The sequence below is a fragment of the Bradyrhizobium sp. T-1 genome, from assembly GCF_053592855.1.
The window spans coordinates 6,438,587-6,451,734 of sequence record NZ_CM132115.1 but is presented as its reverse complement, the minus strand read 5'-3'; the positions used below and the strand labels follow the sequence as shown (position 1 = coordinate 6,451,734).

15 protein-coding genes and 1 pseudogene are annotated in these 13,148 nt (G+C 60.3%); 6 read left to right on the top strand and 10 right to left on the bottom strand.

Going from position 1 to position 13,148, the window contains the following annotated elements; all coding sequences use genetic code 11:
* The first annotated feature begins 139 nt into the window (after positions 1-139).
* Complete coding sequence (locus ACWAT4_RS30965; protein ID WP_449728835.1) at positions 140-1,114, top strand: LysR substrate-binding domain-containing protein; 975 nt, start codon at positions 140-142, stop codon at positions 1,112-1,114.
* Positions 1,115-1,680: 566 nt separating this feature from the next.
* Here ACWAT4_RS30965 and ACWAT4_RS30960 read toward each other — a convergent pair.
* Together ACWAT4_RS30960 and ACWAT4_RS30955 are read right to left on the bottom strand one after the other, a co-directional pair.
* A complete protein-coding gene (locus ACWAT4_RS30960) occupies positions 1,681-2,406 on the bottom strand; it encodes an SDR family NAD(P)-dependent oxidoreductase (RefSeq protein WP_449728834.1) in 726 nt (241 codons plus the stop codon).
* Between the two features lie 15 nt (positions 2,407-2,421).
* The gene (locus tag ACWAT4_RS30955; protein WP_449728833.1) at positions 2,422-3,018 is read right to left on the bottom strand and encodes a glutathione S-transferase N-terminal domain-containing protein; all 597 of its coding nucleotides are present in this window, start codon (positions 3,016-3,018) and stop codon (positions 2,422-2,424) included.
* A gap of 1,036 nt (positions 3,019-4,054) precedes the next feature.
* On the opposite strand from ACWAT4_RS30955, the gene ACWAT4_RS30950 reads away from it, so the two are divergent.
* Positions 4,055-4,288, top strand: coding sequence for a YdeI/OmpD-associated family protein (locus ACWAT4_RS30950; RefSeq protein ID WP_449728832.1), 234 nt, complete (start codon positions 4,055-4,057; stop codon positions 4,286-4,288).
* 56 nt (positions 4,289-4,344) lie between these two features.
* Here ACWAT4_RS30950 and ACWAT4_RS30945 read toward each other — a convergent pair whose 3' ends face one another.
* The 7 genes from ACWAT4_RS30945 to ACWAT4_RS30915 all read right to left on the bottom strand — a co-directional run bounded on the left by ACWAT4_RS30945 (position 4,345) and on the right by ACWAT4_RS30915 (position 9,047).
* Positions 4,345-5,067 carry an amino acid ABC transporter ATP-binding protein gene (locus ACWAT4_RS30945; RefSeq protein WP_449728831.1) on the bottom strand — a complete coding sequence of 241 codons (723 nt, stop codon included), beginning with the start codon at positions 5,065-5,067 and terminating at the stop codon, positions 4,345-4,347.
* 8 nt (positions 5,068-5,075) lie between these two features.
* Positions 5,076-5,780 carry an amino acid ABC transporter permease gene (locus tag ACWAT4_RS30940; RefSeq protein WP_449728830.1) on the bottom strand — a complete coding sequence of 235 codons (705 nt, stop codon included), beginning with the start codon at positions 5,778-5,780 and terminating at the stop codon, positions 5,076-5,078.
* Entirely contained in the window at positions 5,780-6,478 is a 699-nt protein-coding gene (locus ACWAT4_RS30935) for an amino acid ABC transporter permease (protein WP_449728829.1), read from the bottom strand. Before ACWAT4_RS30935 ends, ACWAT4_RS30940 begins: the two co-directional genes overlap by 1 nt.
* 48 nt (positions 6,479-6,526) lie before the next feature.
* A complete protein-coding gene (locus tag ACWAT4_RS30930) occupies positions 6,527-7,345 on the bottom strand; it encodes an ABC transporter substrate-binding protein (RefSeq protein ID WP_449728828.1) in 819 nt (272 codons plus the stop codon).
* 25 nt (positions 7,346-7,370) lie between these two features.
* A complete protein-coding gene (locus ACWAT4_RS30925) occupies positions 7,371-8,588 on the bottom strand; it encodes an aspartate transaminase (protein ID WP_449728827.1) in 1,218 nt (405 codons plus the stop codon).
* On the bottom strand, positions 8,585-8,809 hold the full coding sequence (locus tag ACWAT4_RS30920) for an RraA family protein (RefSeq protein WP_449728826.1): 225 nt from the start codon (positions 8,807-8,809) through the stop codon (positions 8,585-8,587). The genes ACWAT4_RS30925 and ACWAT4_RS30920 overlap by 4 nt, the downstream gene beginning before the upstream one ends.
* A gap of 106 nt (positions 8,810-8,915) precedes the next feature.
* The gene (locus ACWAT4_RS30915) at positions 8,916-9,047 is read right to left on the bottom strand and encodes a hypothetical protein (RefSeq protein ID WP_449728825.1); all 132 of its coding nucleotides are present in this window, start codon (positions 9,045-9,047) and stop codon (positions 8,916-8,918) included.
* 72 nt (positions 9,048-9,119) lie between these two features.
* Here ACWAT4_RS30915 and ACWAT4_RS30910 point away from each other — a divergent pair, with 72 nt between their 5' ends.
* The 3 genes and pseudogenes from ACWAT4_RS30910 (at position 9,120) to ACWAT4_RS30900 (ending at position 10,323) form a co-directional block, all read left to right on the top strand.
* A complete protein-coding gene (locus ACWAT4_RS30910; RefSeq protein WP_449728824.1) occupies positions 9,120-9,455 on the top strand; it encodes an RraA family protein in 336 nt (111 codons plus the stop codon).
* Positions 9,433-9,522: pseudogene (locus ACWAT4_RS30905) on the top strand (helix-turn-helix domain-containing protein); the annotation flags it as partial. The gene ACWAT4_RS30910 and the pseudogene ACWAT4_RS30905, both read left to right, overlap by 23 nt.
* Before the next feature lie 87 nt (positions 9,523-9,609).
* Entirely contained in the window at positions 9,610-10,323 is a 714-nt protein-coding gene (locus tag ACWAT4_RS30900) for a substrate-binding domain-containing protein (protein ID WP_449731290.1), read from the top strand.
* 598 nt (positions 10,324-10,921) lie between these two features.
* Here ACWAT4_RS30900 and ACWAT4_RS30895 read toward each other — a convergent pair.
* Positions 10,922-11,851 (bottom strand): GntR family transcriptional regulator, encoded by a 930-nt coding sequence (locus ACWAT4_RS30895; protein ID WP_449728823.1) that lies wholly within the window; start codon positions 11,849-11,851, stop codon positions 10,922-10,924.
* A 295-nt stretch (positions 11,852-12,146) separates the two neighbouring features.
* On the opposite strand from ACWAT4_RS30895, the gene ACWAT4_RS30890 reads away from it, so the two are divergent.
* Positions 12,147-13,136, top strand: coding sequence for an ABC transporter substrate-binding protein (locus ACWAT4_RS30890; RefSeq protein ID WP_449731289.1), 990 nt, complete (start codon positions 12,147-12,149; stop codon positions 13,134-13,136).
* Positions 13,137-13,148: the final 12 nt, after the last annotated feature.

Genomic DNA, 13,148 nt, shown 5'->3' with positions numbered 1-13,148 from the left:
ACCCACTCCACAGCTTGGCTCTCCGTCTTACTTGAATGGATTATGTAAGTGTTGAAGTGAACTGTCAGCTGCGATAAAAATCACCACAGATGTGACTTCGGATAACATGTCAAACTCACCTCCCTCTGAGACCCGTCGATTGCCGCCGCTCGCCATGCTTCGCTCCTTCGAAGCGGCGGCGCGGCATGGCAGCATGTCGCGCGCAGCCACCGAACTGAATGTGACGCATGGCGCCATTAGTCGGCAAATTGCTAGTCTGGAGCAGCTGCTCGATTCCAGGCTCTTCGTGCGAAAGGCCCGTGGCGTTCAGTTAACGGATCAAGGAACGCGATTCTTTCATGGAGTGTTTTCAGGATTTGAACGCATTCGCGCGGCAGTCGATGACTTGCGCAGCGATCGGCGGCGTCGACCAGTGACCATCACGACGACCCCGACCTTAGCCTCGCGCTGGCTAATGCCTCGGCTTGCGGAATTCCAGCAGTCTTATCCGAACGTGATAATCAATGTGCGAAGCAAAGTGGAGCTGGAGGAGCTCGCGGATCCCTCGATCGACTTTGCAATTCGATATGGAGGAGGGAACTGGCTGAGCAGCACCTCGGAGCTGCTAATTTCCGTAAATTCATATCCCGTATGTAGTCCGTCATTTCTTGCGAAGCATGGTCCGTTCGATACTCCCGAAGCTCTCCTACACCTGCCGCTTATTCACGACGTGACACGTCAATGGTGGATCGATTGGTTTCTGGCAGCTGGTACGAGGGTCGAGGACCTCTCCGGTGGTATTGTGGTCGACGAGTTTGGACTTGCGATCCAGTTCGCTCTCGATGGGTACGGCGTAGCTTTGGCTCGTGACGCGTTGATTCAGCGTGAGCTGCAAAGCGGTATCCTGGTTCGATTGTTTGAAGTCAGCGTGGTTCCCCGTTTTGCGTTCTATCTTGCTAGAGACGCTGCAAGGCCGCTTTCTCGTGACGCACAACTGTTGTTTTCATGGCTAAAGGCGAAATCAGCCGCCCGTTCGCACAGCTCTCCTTCCGCGACGCGCAGCCGAAAGGTTACAGTTGGCAATACTAAACGGCGACGCTCCAAACCGAGAGCAAGACGCGGGAAACAGACCTAGCTTCTTAGTTATTTGGGATGCTCTCGAATGCCGAGTCAGGATGCATGATGAGAGGCGCGTATTAGGTTCTTAAAGATGTGGCCGCCGGCCAGCGGCCCGTAGGCCTTAACTTTTCGTCACCAAGGGACATACGCTCTTCTCGATTGGCAGGAATGCCGGTTCAGTGGGCTTTGTTACGATTAGCTTCTAGTAGTCAAAAGGATATTTAATTTCTGATGGTCTTACCTCGAACAGATAGGTCGGTTACGATCCATCTGCTTGCCGATATTGACCTCCACATCAGACTGGATTTGGTGATCGGCCGTGACCAAGTCAATTTTCTAGCCCTTTGCCAGCAGTCCGGAATCCTCGATCGCCATCTTCGCCGCGAAAGCAGAGCCCGGTCCGCCAATGTTGGCTAAAGGCCCGACTTGTCGCCAAGGCTGCTTACCTTGACGGTTTTGTTTATGGCCTGAGCCAATGCGCCTCCAGACGTTTTGACACTTGTGGCCAAAACCAGCACGGTAATTGATCGCATCATTTCTCCTCAAGAAATCATGTGAGCCGAATTAGGTTTGGGATGGCGCTCAGTTCATCGTCCAATTCTCCGTGAAAGGCCGGATGACGTGATCGAACGACCAAGTAGAGGGATGTTGGTGCGCGATGTGATAGACCTCGTCCGCAATCGCATCGGGATCTGCGAAATCGTCGCTTGATTTGTCCTGCCAAGCCGGGAAGGGAGCGGTGCTCCTCCTCCAAGGTGCGTCGATGGCGGCATCTATAGTGATATATCCAACATGCACTCGCTTAGGGCCCAAGTCCTTAGCGAGCGACTGCGCGAGGATGCGCTGGGCCGCCTTAGTCGGTGCGAAGGCCGGGCGCATTGGAATTCCTCGGAAAGAGGACGTATTGCCAGTGACCATGATTGCGCCTTCTCCCCGGTCGATCATCGCTGGCGCGAGCTTCTGAGTGAGAAAAAAGAGCGACGTCGTGTTCACTCGAAAGTTCCGCTCGAGATCTGTGATTGATGCGTCGAAAATCTTGGCGAATGTCGCACCGACTGCGTTATGGATGAGTACATGGGGTGGGCCCAGCTCAGCCTGCACGCGCTTGACGACATCGGCCAGTCGGGCAAGGTCAGCGACATCGCAGGCATAACCGCGCGAACGCGGTATTTGAGTTTCGAGTGCGGCGAGCCGATCGGCACTGCGAGCGATCATAGCCACACGATAGTCCCCGCGAGCGAAACGTCGTGAAAGCGATGCGCCGGTCGCACCGCCAACCCCCACAATGAGAGCGATCTTATCCATCATCTTCCTCCAAGCACCTTAAGCGACCGACCTTGTCAGCGCGAATGGCGGCGCGTTGTAATATTCTGTTGCGAACTGAGCCAAAGCCGGTGCCACGGAAGCGACATCTAGATCTGGCGTTCTTCGCGCTAGGTATTCCACTGCGACGATGGCAGTGATTGCTGCGGCGTCCAACGGGGTCGTTCTCAATGGTCCCCCTTCGCGCGCTGCTTCATCCAACGATCGCAAGCCTCCGACGATTTGCGCCCTCCATCGGTCGGCCTCAGGTTCAGGAACATCGCGCCCCCTGAACGCAAGACTGCGTGCCTTCTCATAGATGCCGTAGCCGATCGATGCGAGTTTCAGCGTCGTTCTTCGCGCTTTTGACTCTTTGGGGATCAGCGGCTCCGCAGGAGCCAACTCGTTGAGATAGTCGAGGATAGCCGTACTGTCGATCAAGACCTCTCCATCGTCGAGCACAAGGGAGGGCACCATGGCCAACGGATTATATCGGCTGGCGATCTCAAACTCTCGATATCCGTTCACGGAGTCATGTTCGAAGGTCACGTCGCGGGAGATCAGGGCGGCAGCGACCCGTCTTGCGTAAGGCGACAGATATGTTCCGATCAGCTTCATACATAGGCCTTTCATCAGTGCATCCTAAGCCGTGTCGATTATGAGAGGCGGTCTTGATAGCGACGTCCGTGATGAGACCGGCCACGCAAAGATGGCCGCGGCCGCACAAACTAAGGTCCAGTCGAGGGGCCGATGCCGCGCCGTCTGCGCCGCCAACAAAGAACAATGCCGCGAATAAGCCAGTGACGCGGCCACGTGTCTCGGGCCGCAATAGAGTCACTGCGCGCCGTCCTAGGGGCTGGCCCGCAACTCCCAAATCAAGCGGGGTCGTGCCGATGCCCAACAGGAGTAGTGCTGACCCCCTAGAGTCTGGCGGGGCAGCCCACGCACAAGGCTGTGGCGTCACCAAGGAAGCTATAAGCGAATCCAGCATCTGAATGGAGCAATCGGCCAGTCTCTCGAAGCACAGCGCCAGAAGCGCTTTGCCTTCGGGGACTATGAGAGGATTGAGGCAAACTGTCACCTGCGATAAAAAGCACCACAGATGTGATCCTGATTAACATATCAAACTCGCGTACCCCGAGACCTTTCGCCGACTAGCACTCCTGGTATCACAGCCCGAAACAGTTCGAGGGTCAGGCGACCGACGGGGTTAAATCAGCCGGCTGGCTCTGTCTGGCTCCAAGGAGCCACTCCAAAGCGGGGGATCGAATGTAGTTCTTGATAAGTGAAAGAACTCGCGAACTTCCTTATAGGACGTGCGCACGTCTGACCTAGGTCAAGTCGTACCATGGCGTGGAACATCACGGTATGCCGCGGCTGTCGCGCCATTTGCGGTTTGCATGAGATTACGGCCGGGAACGGCGCACGAGTTCGGTGCGGTCCTCATTTCACGGCCGCATCTGCGTGACGTGTTGCCGATAGAGCGAAGCCGGCGGCGCGTGGATGCGCCCATTGTTTGCAGCTGGGTCGCAAAGCCCTATGAACCACGCGGTGACTAGATTGAAAGGGCCGTCGCCGGGGCGGCTGCGGGTCCCGCAGGCGCGACCAGTGTTATGATCCTTCAGCATTTGTAAGCTAATATCCAGGGTGTGATATGCTCAAAAGGCCGCTCGCCAAAATGCCCCGATCCCTGCGTGTAGAGCTCGAGACGGCAAGCCTAATGCCTGCTTTCAAGCAACGGCCTCCTTATCAGCGCAACGATTACCTGCACTGGATCGCGCGTGCCGGTCGCCCGGAAACTCGCCGAAAGCGTATCAATCAGATGATCGACGAGCTTACGAAGGGAGGAGTCTACATGGGCATGCCCCATCGACCAAGCAGGAGATGACTGCCGACAACCATCGCAAGGGGCATTCATGCACGATTCACTGTAGGTGAGAACGCCTAGCGTGTCCTCGACAGAAATAAGCGCAGCCGCTCGTGACTGGGATCATCGAGGACCTCAGCCGGTGTACCGCTTTGGACGATTTGACCCTTGTCCAGAAACCAGACCGTGTCTGCGACCTCAAGGGCGAATCCGACCTCGTGCGTGACGACAACCATCGTCATGCCATTCTGCGCAAGCGTCCTCATCACTCGCAACACCTCGCCCACCATCTCTGGATCGAGTGCGCTGGTCGGCTCGTCGAACAGCATGACGTCCGGGTCCATCGCCAGCGCGCGTGCGATCGCGACGCGTTGCCGCTGGCCGCCGGACAGGCGCGACGGCAGGGCGTATGCCTTGTCTGCCAGCCCGACGCGGTCGAGCTCGGTCATCGCGCGCTCTCTAGCCGCAGGCTTGGACATTTTCCGCAGGCGCTCCAGCCCCAGCGTGATGTTGCCGAGTGCGGTGAGATGCGGAAACAGGTTGAACGCCTGGAACACGAACCCGACGCGCTGGCGCAAGCGGTTGATGTCGACGCCACGCCCGGCGACGTCCACTCCCTCGAACAGCACTTGTCCGCCTTGAATAGCTTCCAGGCGTGTCACCGTACGAATGAGCGTCGATTTGCCGGAGCCCGATGAGCCGAGCAGCGTGACGACCTCGCCACGTTTCACGTCGCCCGTCACGCCCGCCAGCACCTGGTGCGGGCCAAACCATTTTTCGACGGCCTCGAAGCGGATCATGACAGCCCTCACGCCGGCTGAACGCCGAGCTCACCGCGCTCGGCGGCCAGCCGGCGTTCCAGCCGGCGCGCCGCCGATGTCAGGGTGAAGCAAAGCGTGAAATAGGTCAGCGCCAGCAAGCCATACACCTCGAACGGTTGCGTCATGAGCTGGTTGTTCACCTGGCTCGCCGCAAAGGTCACCTCGTTGGCGCTGATGACATAGCCGAGCGAGGTCTCCTTGATCGTGGAGACGAACTGGCTGACAAGGCTTGGCATCATGTTGTGCAGGACTTGCGGCAGGATGACCTTGAAGGTGGTCGGAAAGTAGCCGAGGCCAAGCGCCTTTGCCGCCTCAGCCTGGCCTTTTGGCAGGCCTTCAATCCCGGCCCGGATGATCTCCGACAGATAGCTCGCCTCGTAGACGACAAGCGCGAAGAGCAGCGTCTCGACGCCTCCGACCGTACGTCCAGTCAACAGCGGCAGCGCGAAATAGGTCCAGAAGATGAACATGATCAGCGGCAGGCCGCGCACCACGTAAACCACGGCGGTGGCCGGTCCGCTGAGCCAGCGACGCGCACTGAGGCGCGCCAGCGCGAGCGCAATTGCGACGGGAAAGCTGAGGGACAAACCAGCCACGGCGAGGAACAGCGTCATGGCGAGGCCACCGACGGGGCCGTGCGGGTATTGCCCGATCAGAAACAGAAGCCAGTTGTCCTCGAGGATCTCCAGCATCAGCGGATCTCGAGTTTCAGCCGCCGGTCAGCGAAGCTGCCGAGCGCCATGATGGCGAAGGAAATCGCAAGATAAAGGATGGTCGCGACGGCAAACGCTTCGAACGTCTTGAACGTGTAGCTGTCGACCTCGCGCGTGCGATAGGTCAGCTCGCCGACGCCGACCGCCATGGCGAGGCTCGTATTCTTGAACAGGAGCAGGGTCTGGTTGATCAGCGGCGGAATCACGATGCGCAGCGCCTGCGGCAGGATCACGTAGCTCATCGCCTGGAGATAGTTGAACCCGATCGAGCGCGCGGCCTCATATTGCGTCTTCGGGATCGAACGAATTCCGCTGCGCAAATCCTCGGTGATATAGGCCGCGCTGGCGAGGCCGAGCGCCACCATGGCGAGAAGAAACTCGCTGTGATGGCTGTTGACCCACATGCGGATGGCCCGAGGCAACAATTGCGGGACGCCGAAATACCAAACCAGGATCTGGACCAGCAGCGGAACGTTGCGATGATATTCGACGTAACCGGCGACCAGCCATTCGAGCGGCCTGAATGGAAGCATGCGGACCAGCGTCAGGATGATCCCGATCGTCATCCCGAGCAGCCAGGCCGCGACCGTCAGCGCGATCGTCGTCGCCAGCCCCCAGATGAACCAGTCCAGATATTGGCCGGTCAGGACTGCGGCCGGGTCGAAGACATAGCCCATCGTTAAGTCATGCTCTCCGGATGTTCGGTTTCGCGCGGCGGCGAGGGATCAGCCCTTGATCTCCTCGATCTTGAAATCGAGCTTCATTCCATAAACGGTACCCGGGCCGAACCACTTTGCAAAAATCTTGCCGGCCTCTCCGGACGCATCCAGCTCGGTCAGCACCTTGTTGACCTGGTCCTTGAAGGTGGCCTCACCCTTGCGGACGCCCAGTCCCCACGGTTCGACGAAGACCGACTTTTCGACGATCGACATCGGCGCGGAGGCCTGAGCCTGTTTACGGAGCTTCACCAGGATCAGCTCCGAGGCGCAAAAGCCGTCGACCTTTCCCTGAACGACCGCAAGGAAGGCCGAGGACGAATCCTGAAAGGTCACGGTTTCTGCCGTCGGTATGACACGTCTGACGCCCTGTTCCGAAGACGATCCCTTGAGCGCGCTGACCCGCTTGCCCGATAACTGCTCCAGAGTGGCGATGCCGGAATCGGCGGCCACAAGTACCTTCTGCTCGCTGACGAAGTACGAATAGCTGTAGTCGATCTGTTGCGCGCGTTCCCTGGTCCAGCCGAGATTGGCGGCGAGGATGTCGACCCGCCCCTGCAACAGCTCGGGGATGCGGGCCTCGACGGCCATCGGCTTGAGCTCGAGCGCGACACCGAGCGACTCTGCGACCTTGCGGCACATGTCGACATCGTATCCGACGATCTCCCGCGTCTTCGGGTCCTGGAAGCTGAACGGTTCGGCCGTGCCGAGCGTTCCGCAGACCAGCTTGCCGCGGGTCTTCACGTCAGCGAGTTCGTCGGCCTTCGCCAAGTTGACAACGCCGCTGAGGATCAGGAGCCCGGCGGCGGCGACCTTTGATAATCTCATAGCTCTTTCCTTCGTCCTTCGGCGATTAGCGCAAGGTCGCACAGGTTCGCGCGAGCCGTGTGCAGGCTTCCTCGATCTTGGGCAACGAGGTCGCGATCGACATGCGCAGATAGGATGGCATGCCGTAGGCCGTTCCATCGATCACGGCGACGCCGGCGGCATCGAGGAAATGCATGACGACGTCCAGATCCGTCTTCAGGACCTTGCCGTCGGGCGTGGTCTTCCCGATCAGGCCGACGCAAGACGGAAACACATAGAAGGCGCCGTCGGGCGGAAGGCAAGAAAGGCCGGGAATGTCGTTCAACAAGGCGACCGCGCGATCGCGGCGGTGGCGATACATCTCGCGGGCCTCGCTGACGAAGCCTTGATCGCCTTCGAGCGCCGCGGTCGCCGCTGCCTGGCTGATCGCGGATGTGCAGGACGTCGACTGCGACTGGATCGTGTTCATGGCCGAGATCAGCTCTGCGGGCCCCGCGCCGTAGCCAAGCCGGAAGCCGGTCATGGCATAGGTCTTGGAGACGCCGTTGACCAACAGGGCCCGCGTCCGCAGCCGAGGCTCGGCGGCAACGATGCACGGAGTTGCCCCGCCATCGAAGCGGATGTGCTCGTAAATGTCGTCGGTCATGACCGCGACATGGGGGTGCCGCAGCAGCACCTCGGCGAGCGCGGCTATCTCGGCGGTGGAATAGAACGCGCCCGTGGGATTGCACGGGGAGTTCAGAATGAGCCAGCGCGTCCGTGGCGTGATCGCTTTCTCGAGAGCCTCGGCCGACAGCTTGAATCGTGCGTTCTCGCCGCAGCTCACGATCACCGGCGTGCCGTCGCAGGCCTCGACCATGTCGGGATACGAAACCCAATAAGGAGCGGGGACGATCACTTCGTCGCCGGCTCCGAGCGTGGCGGCGAGTGCGTTGTAGATGACCTGTTTGGCGCCGCCGCCGACGGAGATCTCGTTCATGGCATAGCGAACGCCGTTTTCGCGGGCGAGCTTTGCGATGATCGCCTTGCGCAGCGCCGGCGTTCCGTTGACCGGTGTGTAGCGCGTCTCTCCCGCTTCGAGCGCGGCCGCAGCCGCGTCGCGGATATGCTTGGGCGTATCGAGATCAGGCTCGCCGGCCGTGAGATCGATGACGTGACGTCCCTCGGCCTGGAGCTGGCGGACCCGTTCCCGCGCGACCATGCTCGGCGACGGCTTGATCCGTTGAACCCTCGGGGCGAGGGCGATGGCACTGGCGCTGCTCATGACGTTGCCCCTTGGGCAGGAGAGTTTCCGGTGCCGATATAGGAATTGTCGAGGCGACCTTCGCGGATGGCTGCGAGTGCGCCGGCCTCGCGCACTTCCTGCTGTCTGACTCGGTCGAGCAACTCCGGGGCAACGGATCGGTCGAAGGCCACGATCCCATCTTCATCGCCGAGAATGACGTCGCCCGGCATCACCACTAGGCCGTCGATCGAGACCGGCACGTTGATCTCTCCGGGACCCGATTTGTAGGGACCCCGCCCAATTCGGCAATCCAGTAGAAGGCTTCGACCTGCTTGAGTGTCAGGTTCACCATGGCTCCGACCCCCATCAATCGAAAAAAGCGATCCAATACGTAGAAAAATATTCACTTTTCTTCAAGCCAATCGCGGGGCAGGCTTCAGGCGAAATCTGCTCCAGCGCACAGCCCATCGGTTTTTGCCCATGCTCCTGCCCGGCCATCGACAGCTTCCCTCACCGCCCTCGGTCCCGCCTGCAATCATCGCTGACTTTGCCGCGGCGCAGGTTGCGATCGTGTCCGACAACATGAACCGGCTGCACGGCACGCGCGCGCTCCGCCCGTTCCATGGCAACGCCCGCCTGATCGGCACCGCGATCACCGTCAAGACGCGGGCCGGCGACAATTTCATGCTGCACAAGGCCTATGAGCTGCTCCGGCCGGGCGACGTGCTCGTGGTCGATGGCGGCGGCGATCTCAACCAGGCCCTGGTCGGCGAGATCATGATGACGCGCGCCAAGGCGATGGGAGTCGCCGGCTTCGTCATCGACGGCGCCGTCCGCGATGTCGCCGCGTTCGCCAAAGCTGGCTTTCCCTGCTTCGCACGCGGTGTCACGCATCGCGGTGGTTGACGCCGCGGAGCGGCTGAACCTGGCGCAATCGACCATCTCCAAGCGCATCGCCGAATTGGAAGCAGCTGTCGGGAGCACGCTGTTCGATCGCAACAGTCGAACGATCAGCCTGACGCGCAGCGGCGAAAATCTGATCGAGCTCGCGGCTGAGCTGTTGGAGCTTGAGGCGCGAATGCGCCAGGTCGCAGCGGGGCCGCTGGCTTTCAGTGGTGCTTTCCGGTTCGGCGTCACCGAGCTTGTGGCGCTGACCTGGCTCCCGAAACTGATCGTGGCCATGAAGGAGGCCTATCCGGCAGTCATTCCGGAGCCCGAAGTCGAATCCAGCGTCGTGCTTCTCGACAAGCTCGCCGATCGTCGCCTGGATCTTGTCATTGGTCTTGATCCGCCGGCCAGTGCCGACTTCAACGCACTGCCGCTCGACAGCGTCACCTTGCAATGGATGTCGGCGCCTGGCGTCGGCCCCAAGGCCAACGAGGCCGCGCTCGATGAGATCGCACGATATCCGATCCTCACTCAGGGGGAAGGATCAGGGCTGCAGAAGCTTGTGCTGGATTGGTTGGGCGCGAGCGGCATCAAGCTCAATCGCGTCGTCAAGTGCAACAGTCTCAGCGTCCTCTCTGCGTTGGCGGTGGCCGGACTGGGCATTACCTTTCTGACCGAGCAGTATTTCCGGCACGAGATCGAGATCGGTCTCCTGCGCACGATCAAGACGTCGCCAGCTATTCCGCAAATCAGGTATTTTGCTGTCACTCGTGTTGACGCATTCGATCCGTTGGCAGGACAGATTGCGCGGATTGCGCGTGAATGCTGCGATTTCTCGCTTCGAGGGTTGTCGGCTCGCTCGTCTGACAGTCTTGGCAAGAGCTGAGGCTCGCGCGATCACTCGCGAATTCTGCGATCGCTTCGCCATCGATCACGGGAGGTGTGGTGCTTGCCTGCGGCCAATTGTTGGTGGGCACTCTCGCGGTTGGTCCGAACTCATGAGCCAGCTGCACCCGATCTTGTCTCCGACATGATCCGGGGGGACATTGTCTTTTTCAACGCTCCGAACGACGGGGGTCGTTTTCTGTGGACGGCTCGATTGCGTTTGGTCAGGCATTGCCGGCGAAAGACTTCGACAACAACGTGTCTCGACTTCTGAGCAACGTTGTCGATGCATTTATCAAACCTGGGGCCCTGCCTGGATCTCCCTGGATAAGTGAGGAAGGGCAGTGGCGATAGCCGGCCGGGCGCCCGAGTGGCAGGGAGCATCGGGCGTGAATGGCGAAAACGGAGTGAAAGGCGAGTGGGTCACTCTTCTAATTTCCGTAGTGACCGCCAAGCGGCAAAAGCTACTCCGCAGACTAAGAGGCCACATGGCCCTCTCTTTTTTGGAAACCTGGAAGGTCCAGAGTTCTCCTGCTCGTGACATCACTCGACACACTTGTCGGAGCCCCTCACGATCGAGGGGTGTCGGAGGAGCGGCGCTACGGTCCGAAAAGCTCCGGCCGAGCTTTTTCCTTCAAGGCTCCGCCGATATGCATGTCGAGAAGCTTGGCGGCTCGCTCGATCGAGCCTTTCTCCAGCATTCCGATGATGGCCAGATGCTCGCCCGTCTGCCGCCATACGCGGTCTCGGTCGAGCGTCTGCCGGTATTCGATCAGTCGCCGCAGTTCGTTCTGGCGGGCGACGGTCTGGGCCAGGAATCTGTTCCCTGACATCAGGGCAAGCGCCTCGTGGAAGTCGCTGTTCGACTTGAACAACTCGACCTGGCCGAGCGTCTTGTACCCTGCGCTGTGCAGAAACTCCTGTCGCTCGCGCTGCTCCGAAAGGACGGCGCGATCCAGCTTGAAGGTCGGGGATCGCAGACCTTGGGGCTCGAGGAAGCGCCTGAGCTCGTAGCTCTCGCGATACGCCTCGACGGAGTCGATCATCGGCAGGAATGCCCACCCATGCCCGGTGCGCCGCTGCATCCAGCCTTCGTTGACGATGCGCGTCAGGATGCGCCGGAGGGTGTGCCGTGGAATATCGTAGCGCCGCATCAGGTCCGCTTCCGTCACGGAGGCAGCAAGGCGCCCGCGCAAGCGGTCCTCCGCGAACTTCAGGTAGAGTTGCTCAGTATCGGCCACGGCCAACGCGTCGCCGGCCTTCTCCGCCCTGGGCTCGGTTCTCGCCAGAAAGAAGCCCTGACCGGGCCGGCGCTCGAGATATCCGGCCGATGCCAGGTGGCTCAAAGCGCCCCTTATGGGGCCTCGAGAAGTGCCGACCACCTGCGCGAGCGAGGTCTCGGTCAAATGCGCGCCGATCGGAAGGCGCTCCATCCGAACGTGCATCAGGATCCGCTGCGCGATCTCCCGGTGGAGCGCGTTAGGCGATCCGGACGACCCCCTCTCTGAAAACTCAGTCGACTGTTCCATTTCGAGTGCGGGCTGTGCGGTCCGATGTCGGGCCTCCGACGGGGCTATGCCTCTAACAAAGATCCGCCCGGCTGTCTTCCGGGAGGGGCACCCCGCGGCGACCTGACCAAGATTGTCATATTTCACTAAAAATGACATTGTCATATCTAACAATATATGGCAATGCATTTCCGGGCTCGGAAGCGCGCCTTCGACAGACCCGCCGGCGTCCGCCGTGAAGCAAGAAAACAGGGAGAAGAACGTGAAGCTGAAAACGAAGTCGGTCGCCCTTCTGTCATGGCGTGGCGCATTGCCGATGATGGCGGTCGCCGCGGCTCTCGCGGTCAGCGCTTCGACCCCCGCTGCGGCTGCCGAGAAGCTGACGCTCATGGTCGGCGGCATGGAGAAGATCATCTATCTTCCCGCAAAACTCACCGAGAGCCTCGGCTACTTCAAGGATCAGGGCCTGGACGTGGAGCTCGCCAGCGAACCCGCTGGCGTCAACGCCACGAACGAACTCGTCGCCGGATCGATCCAGGGGGCGGTCGGCTTCTACGATCACACCATCGACCTTCAGGCTAAGGGAAAGAAGATCGAGTCCGTCGTCACGATGGGCCTGGTCTCTGGCCACGCCATTCTCGCTTCCTCGAAGGCGAAGGACATCAACTCCCCCGCGGATTTCGCCGGCAAGACGATCGGCGTGACCGGTCTCGGCTCCTCGACGGCATTCCTGGTCCAGTATCTGGCCAAGAAGAACGGCGTCGATCCTTCGAAGGTGCGTCTGCTGTCCGTCGGCGCCGGCGCGACGTTCGTCGCCGCCATCAAGAACGGCTCTATCGACGCGGGCATCACGACGGAGCCTACGATTTCGCGCGTGGTGAATACCGATCAGGGGCGCGTGATCGTAGACCTGCGTACGCCGGATGAGGCCAAGAAGAATCTTGGCGGTCTCTATCCCGCTGCATCCCTCTACATGTCGACCGCCTATGTCGACTCCCATCCCGAGGTGACGCAGAAGCTCGTCAACGCGTTCGTGAAGACGATGCAGTACATCGCCTCTCACTCCGCCGAAGACATCGCGGACAAGATGCCGAAGGACTACTACGCCGGCGACAAGGCCGCGTATGTGAAGGCGCTCGCCGACGCCAAGGTGATGTTCTCGCCCGACGGCAGAATGCCGGCGGACGGCGCCGAGACTGTCCTCTCCGTGCTCAAGGAGTTCAAGAAGGACGTCCAGAAGGCCTCCATCGACCTCGGACAGACCTACACCAACAAATTCGTCGATGCCGCCAACGCGGCGAAGTAGTCGACCCGACGG

Bases quoted from the DNA above. Each gene is read 5' to 3' on its own strand.
- ACWAT4_RS30960 (WP_449728834.1), bottom strand. From the start codon at position 2,406: ATGATGGATAAGATCGCTCTCATTGTGGGGGTTGGCGGTGCGACCGGC.
- ACWAT4_RS30955 (WP_449728833.1), bottom strand. From the start codon at position 3,018: ATGAAGCTGATCGGAACATATCTGTCGCCTTACGCAAGACGGGTCGCT.
- ACWAT4_RS30950 (WP_449728832.1), top strand. From the start codon at position 4,055: ATGCTCAAAAGGCCGCTCGCCAAAATGCCCCGATCCCTGCGTGTAGAG.
- ACWAT4_RS30945 (WP_449728831.1), bottom strand. From the start codon at position 5,067: ATGATCCGCTTCGAGGCCGTCGAAAAATGGTTTGGCCCGCACCAGGTG.
- ACWAT4_RS30940 (WP_449728830.1), bottom strand. From the start codon at position 5,780: ATGCTGGAGATCCTCGAGGACAACTGGCTTCTGTTTCTGATCGGGCAA.
- ACWAT4_RS30935 (WP_449728829.1), bottom strand. From the start codon at position 6,478: ATGGGCTATGTCTTCGACCCGGCCGCAGTCCTGACCGGCCAATATCTG.
- ACWAT4_RS30930 (WP_449728828.1), bottom strand. From the start codon at position 7,345: ATGAGATTATCAAAGGTCGCCGCCGCCGGGCTCCTGATCCTCAGCGGC.
- ACWAT4_RS30925 (WP_449728827.1), bottom strand. From the start codon at position 8,588: ATGAGCAGCGCCAGTGCCATCGCCCTCGCCCCGAGGGTTCAACGGATC.
- ACWAT4_RS30915 (WP_449728825.1), bottom strand. From the start codon at position 9,047: ATGGCCGGGCAGGAGCATGGGCAAAAACCGATGGGCTGTGCGCTGGAG.
- ACWAT4_RS30895 (WP_449728823.1), bottom strand. From the start codon at position 11,851: ATGGAACAGTCGACTGAGTTTTCAGAGAGGGGGTCGTCCGGATCGCCT.
- ACWAT4_RS30890 (WP_449731289.1), top strand. From the start codon at position 12,147: ATGATGGCGGTCGCCGCGGCTCTCGCGGTCAGCGCTTCGACCCCCGCT.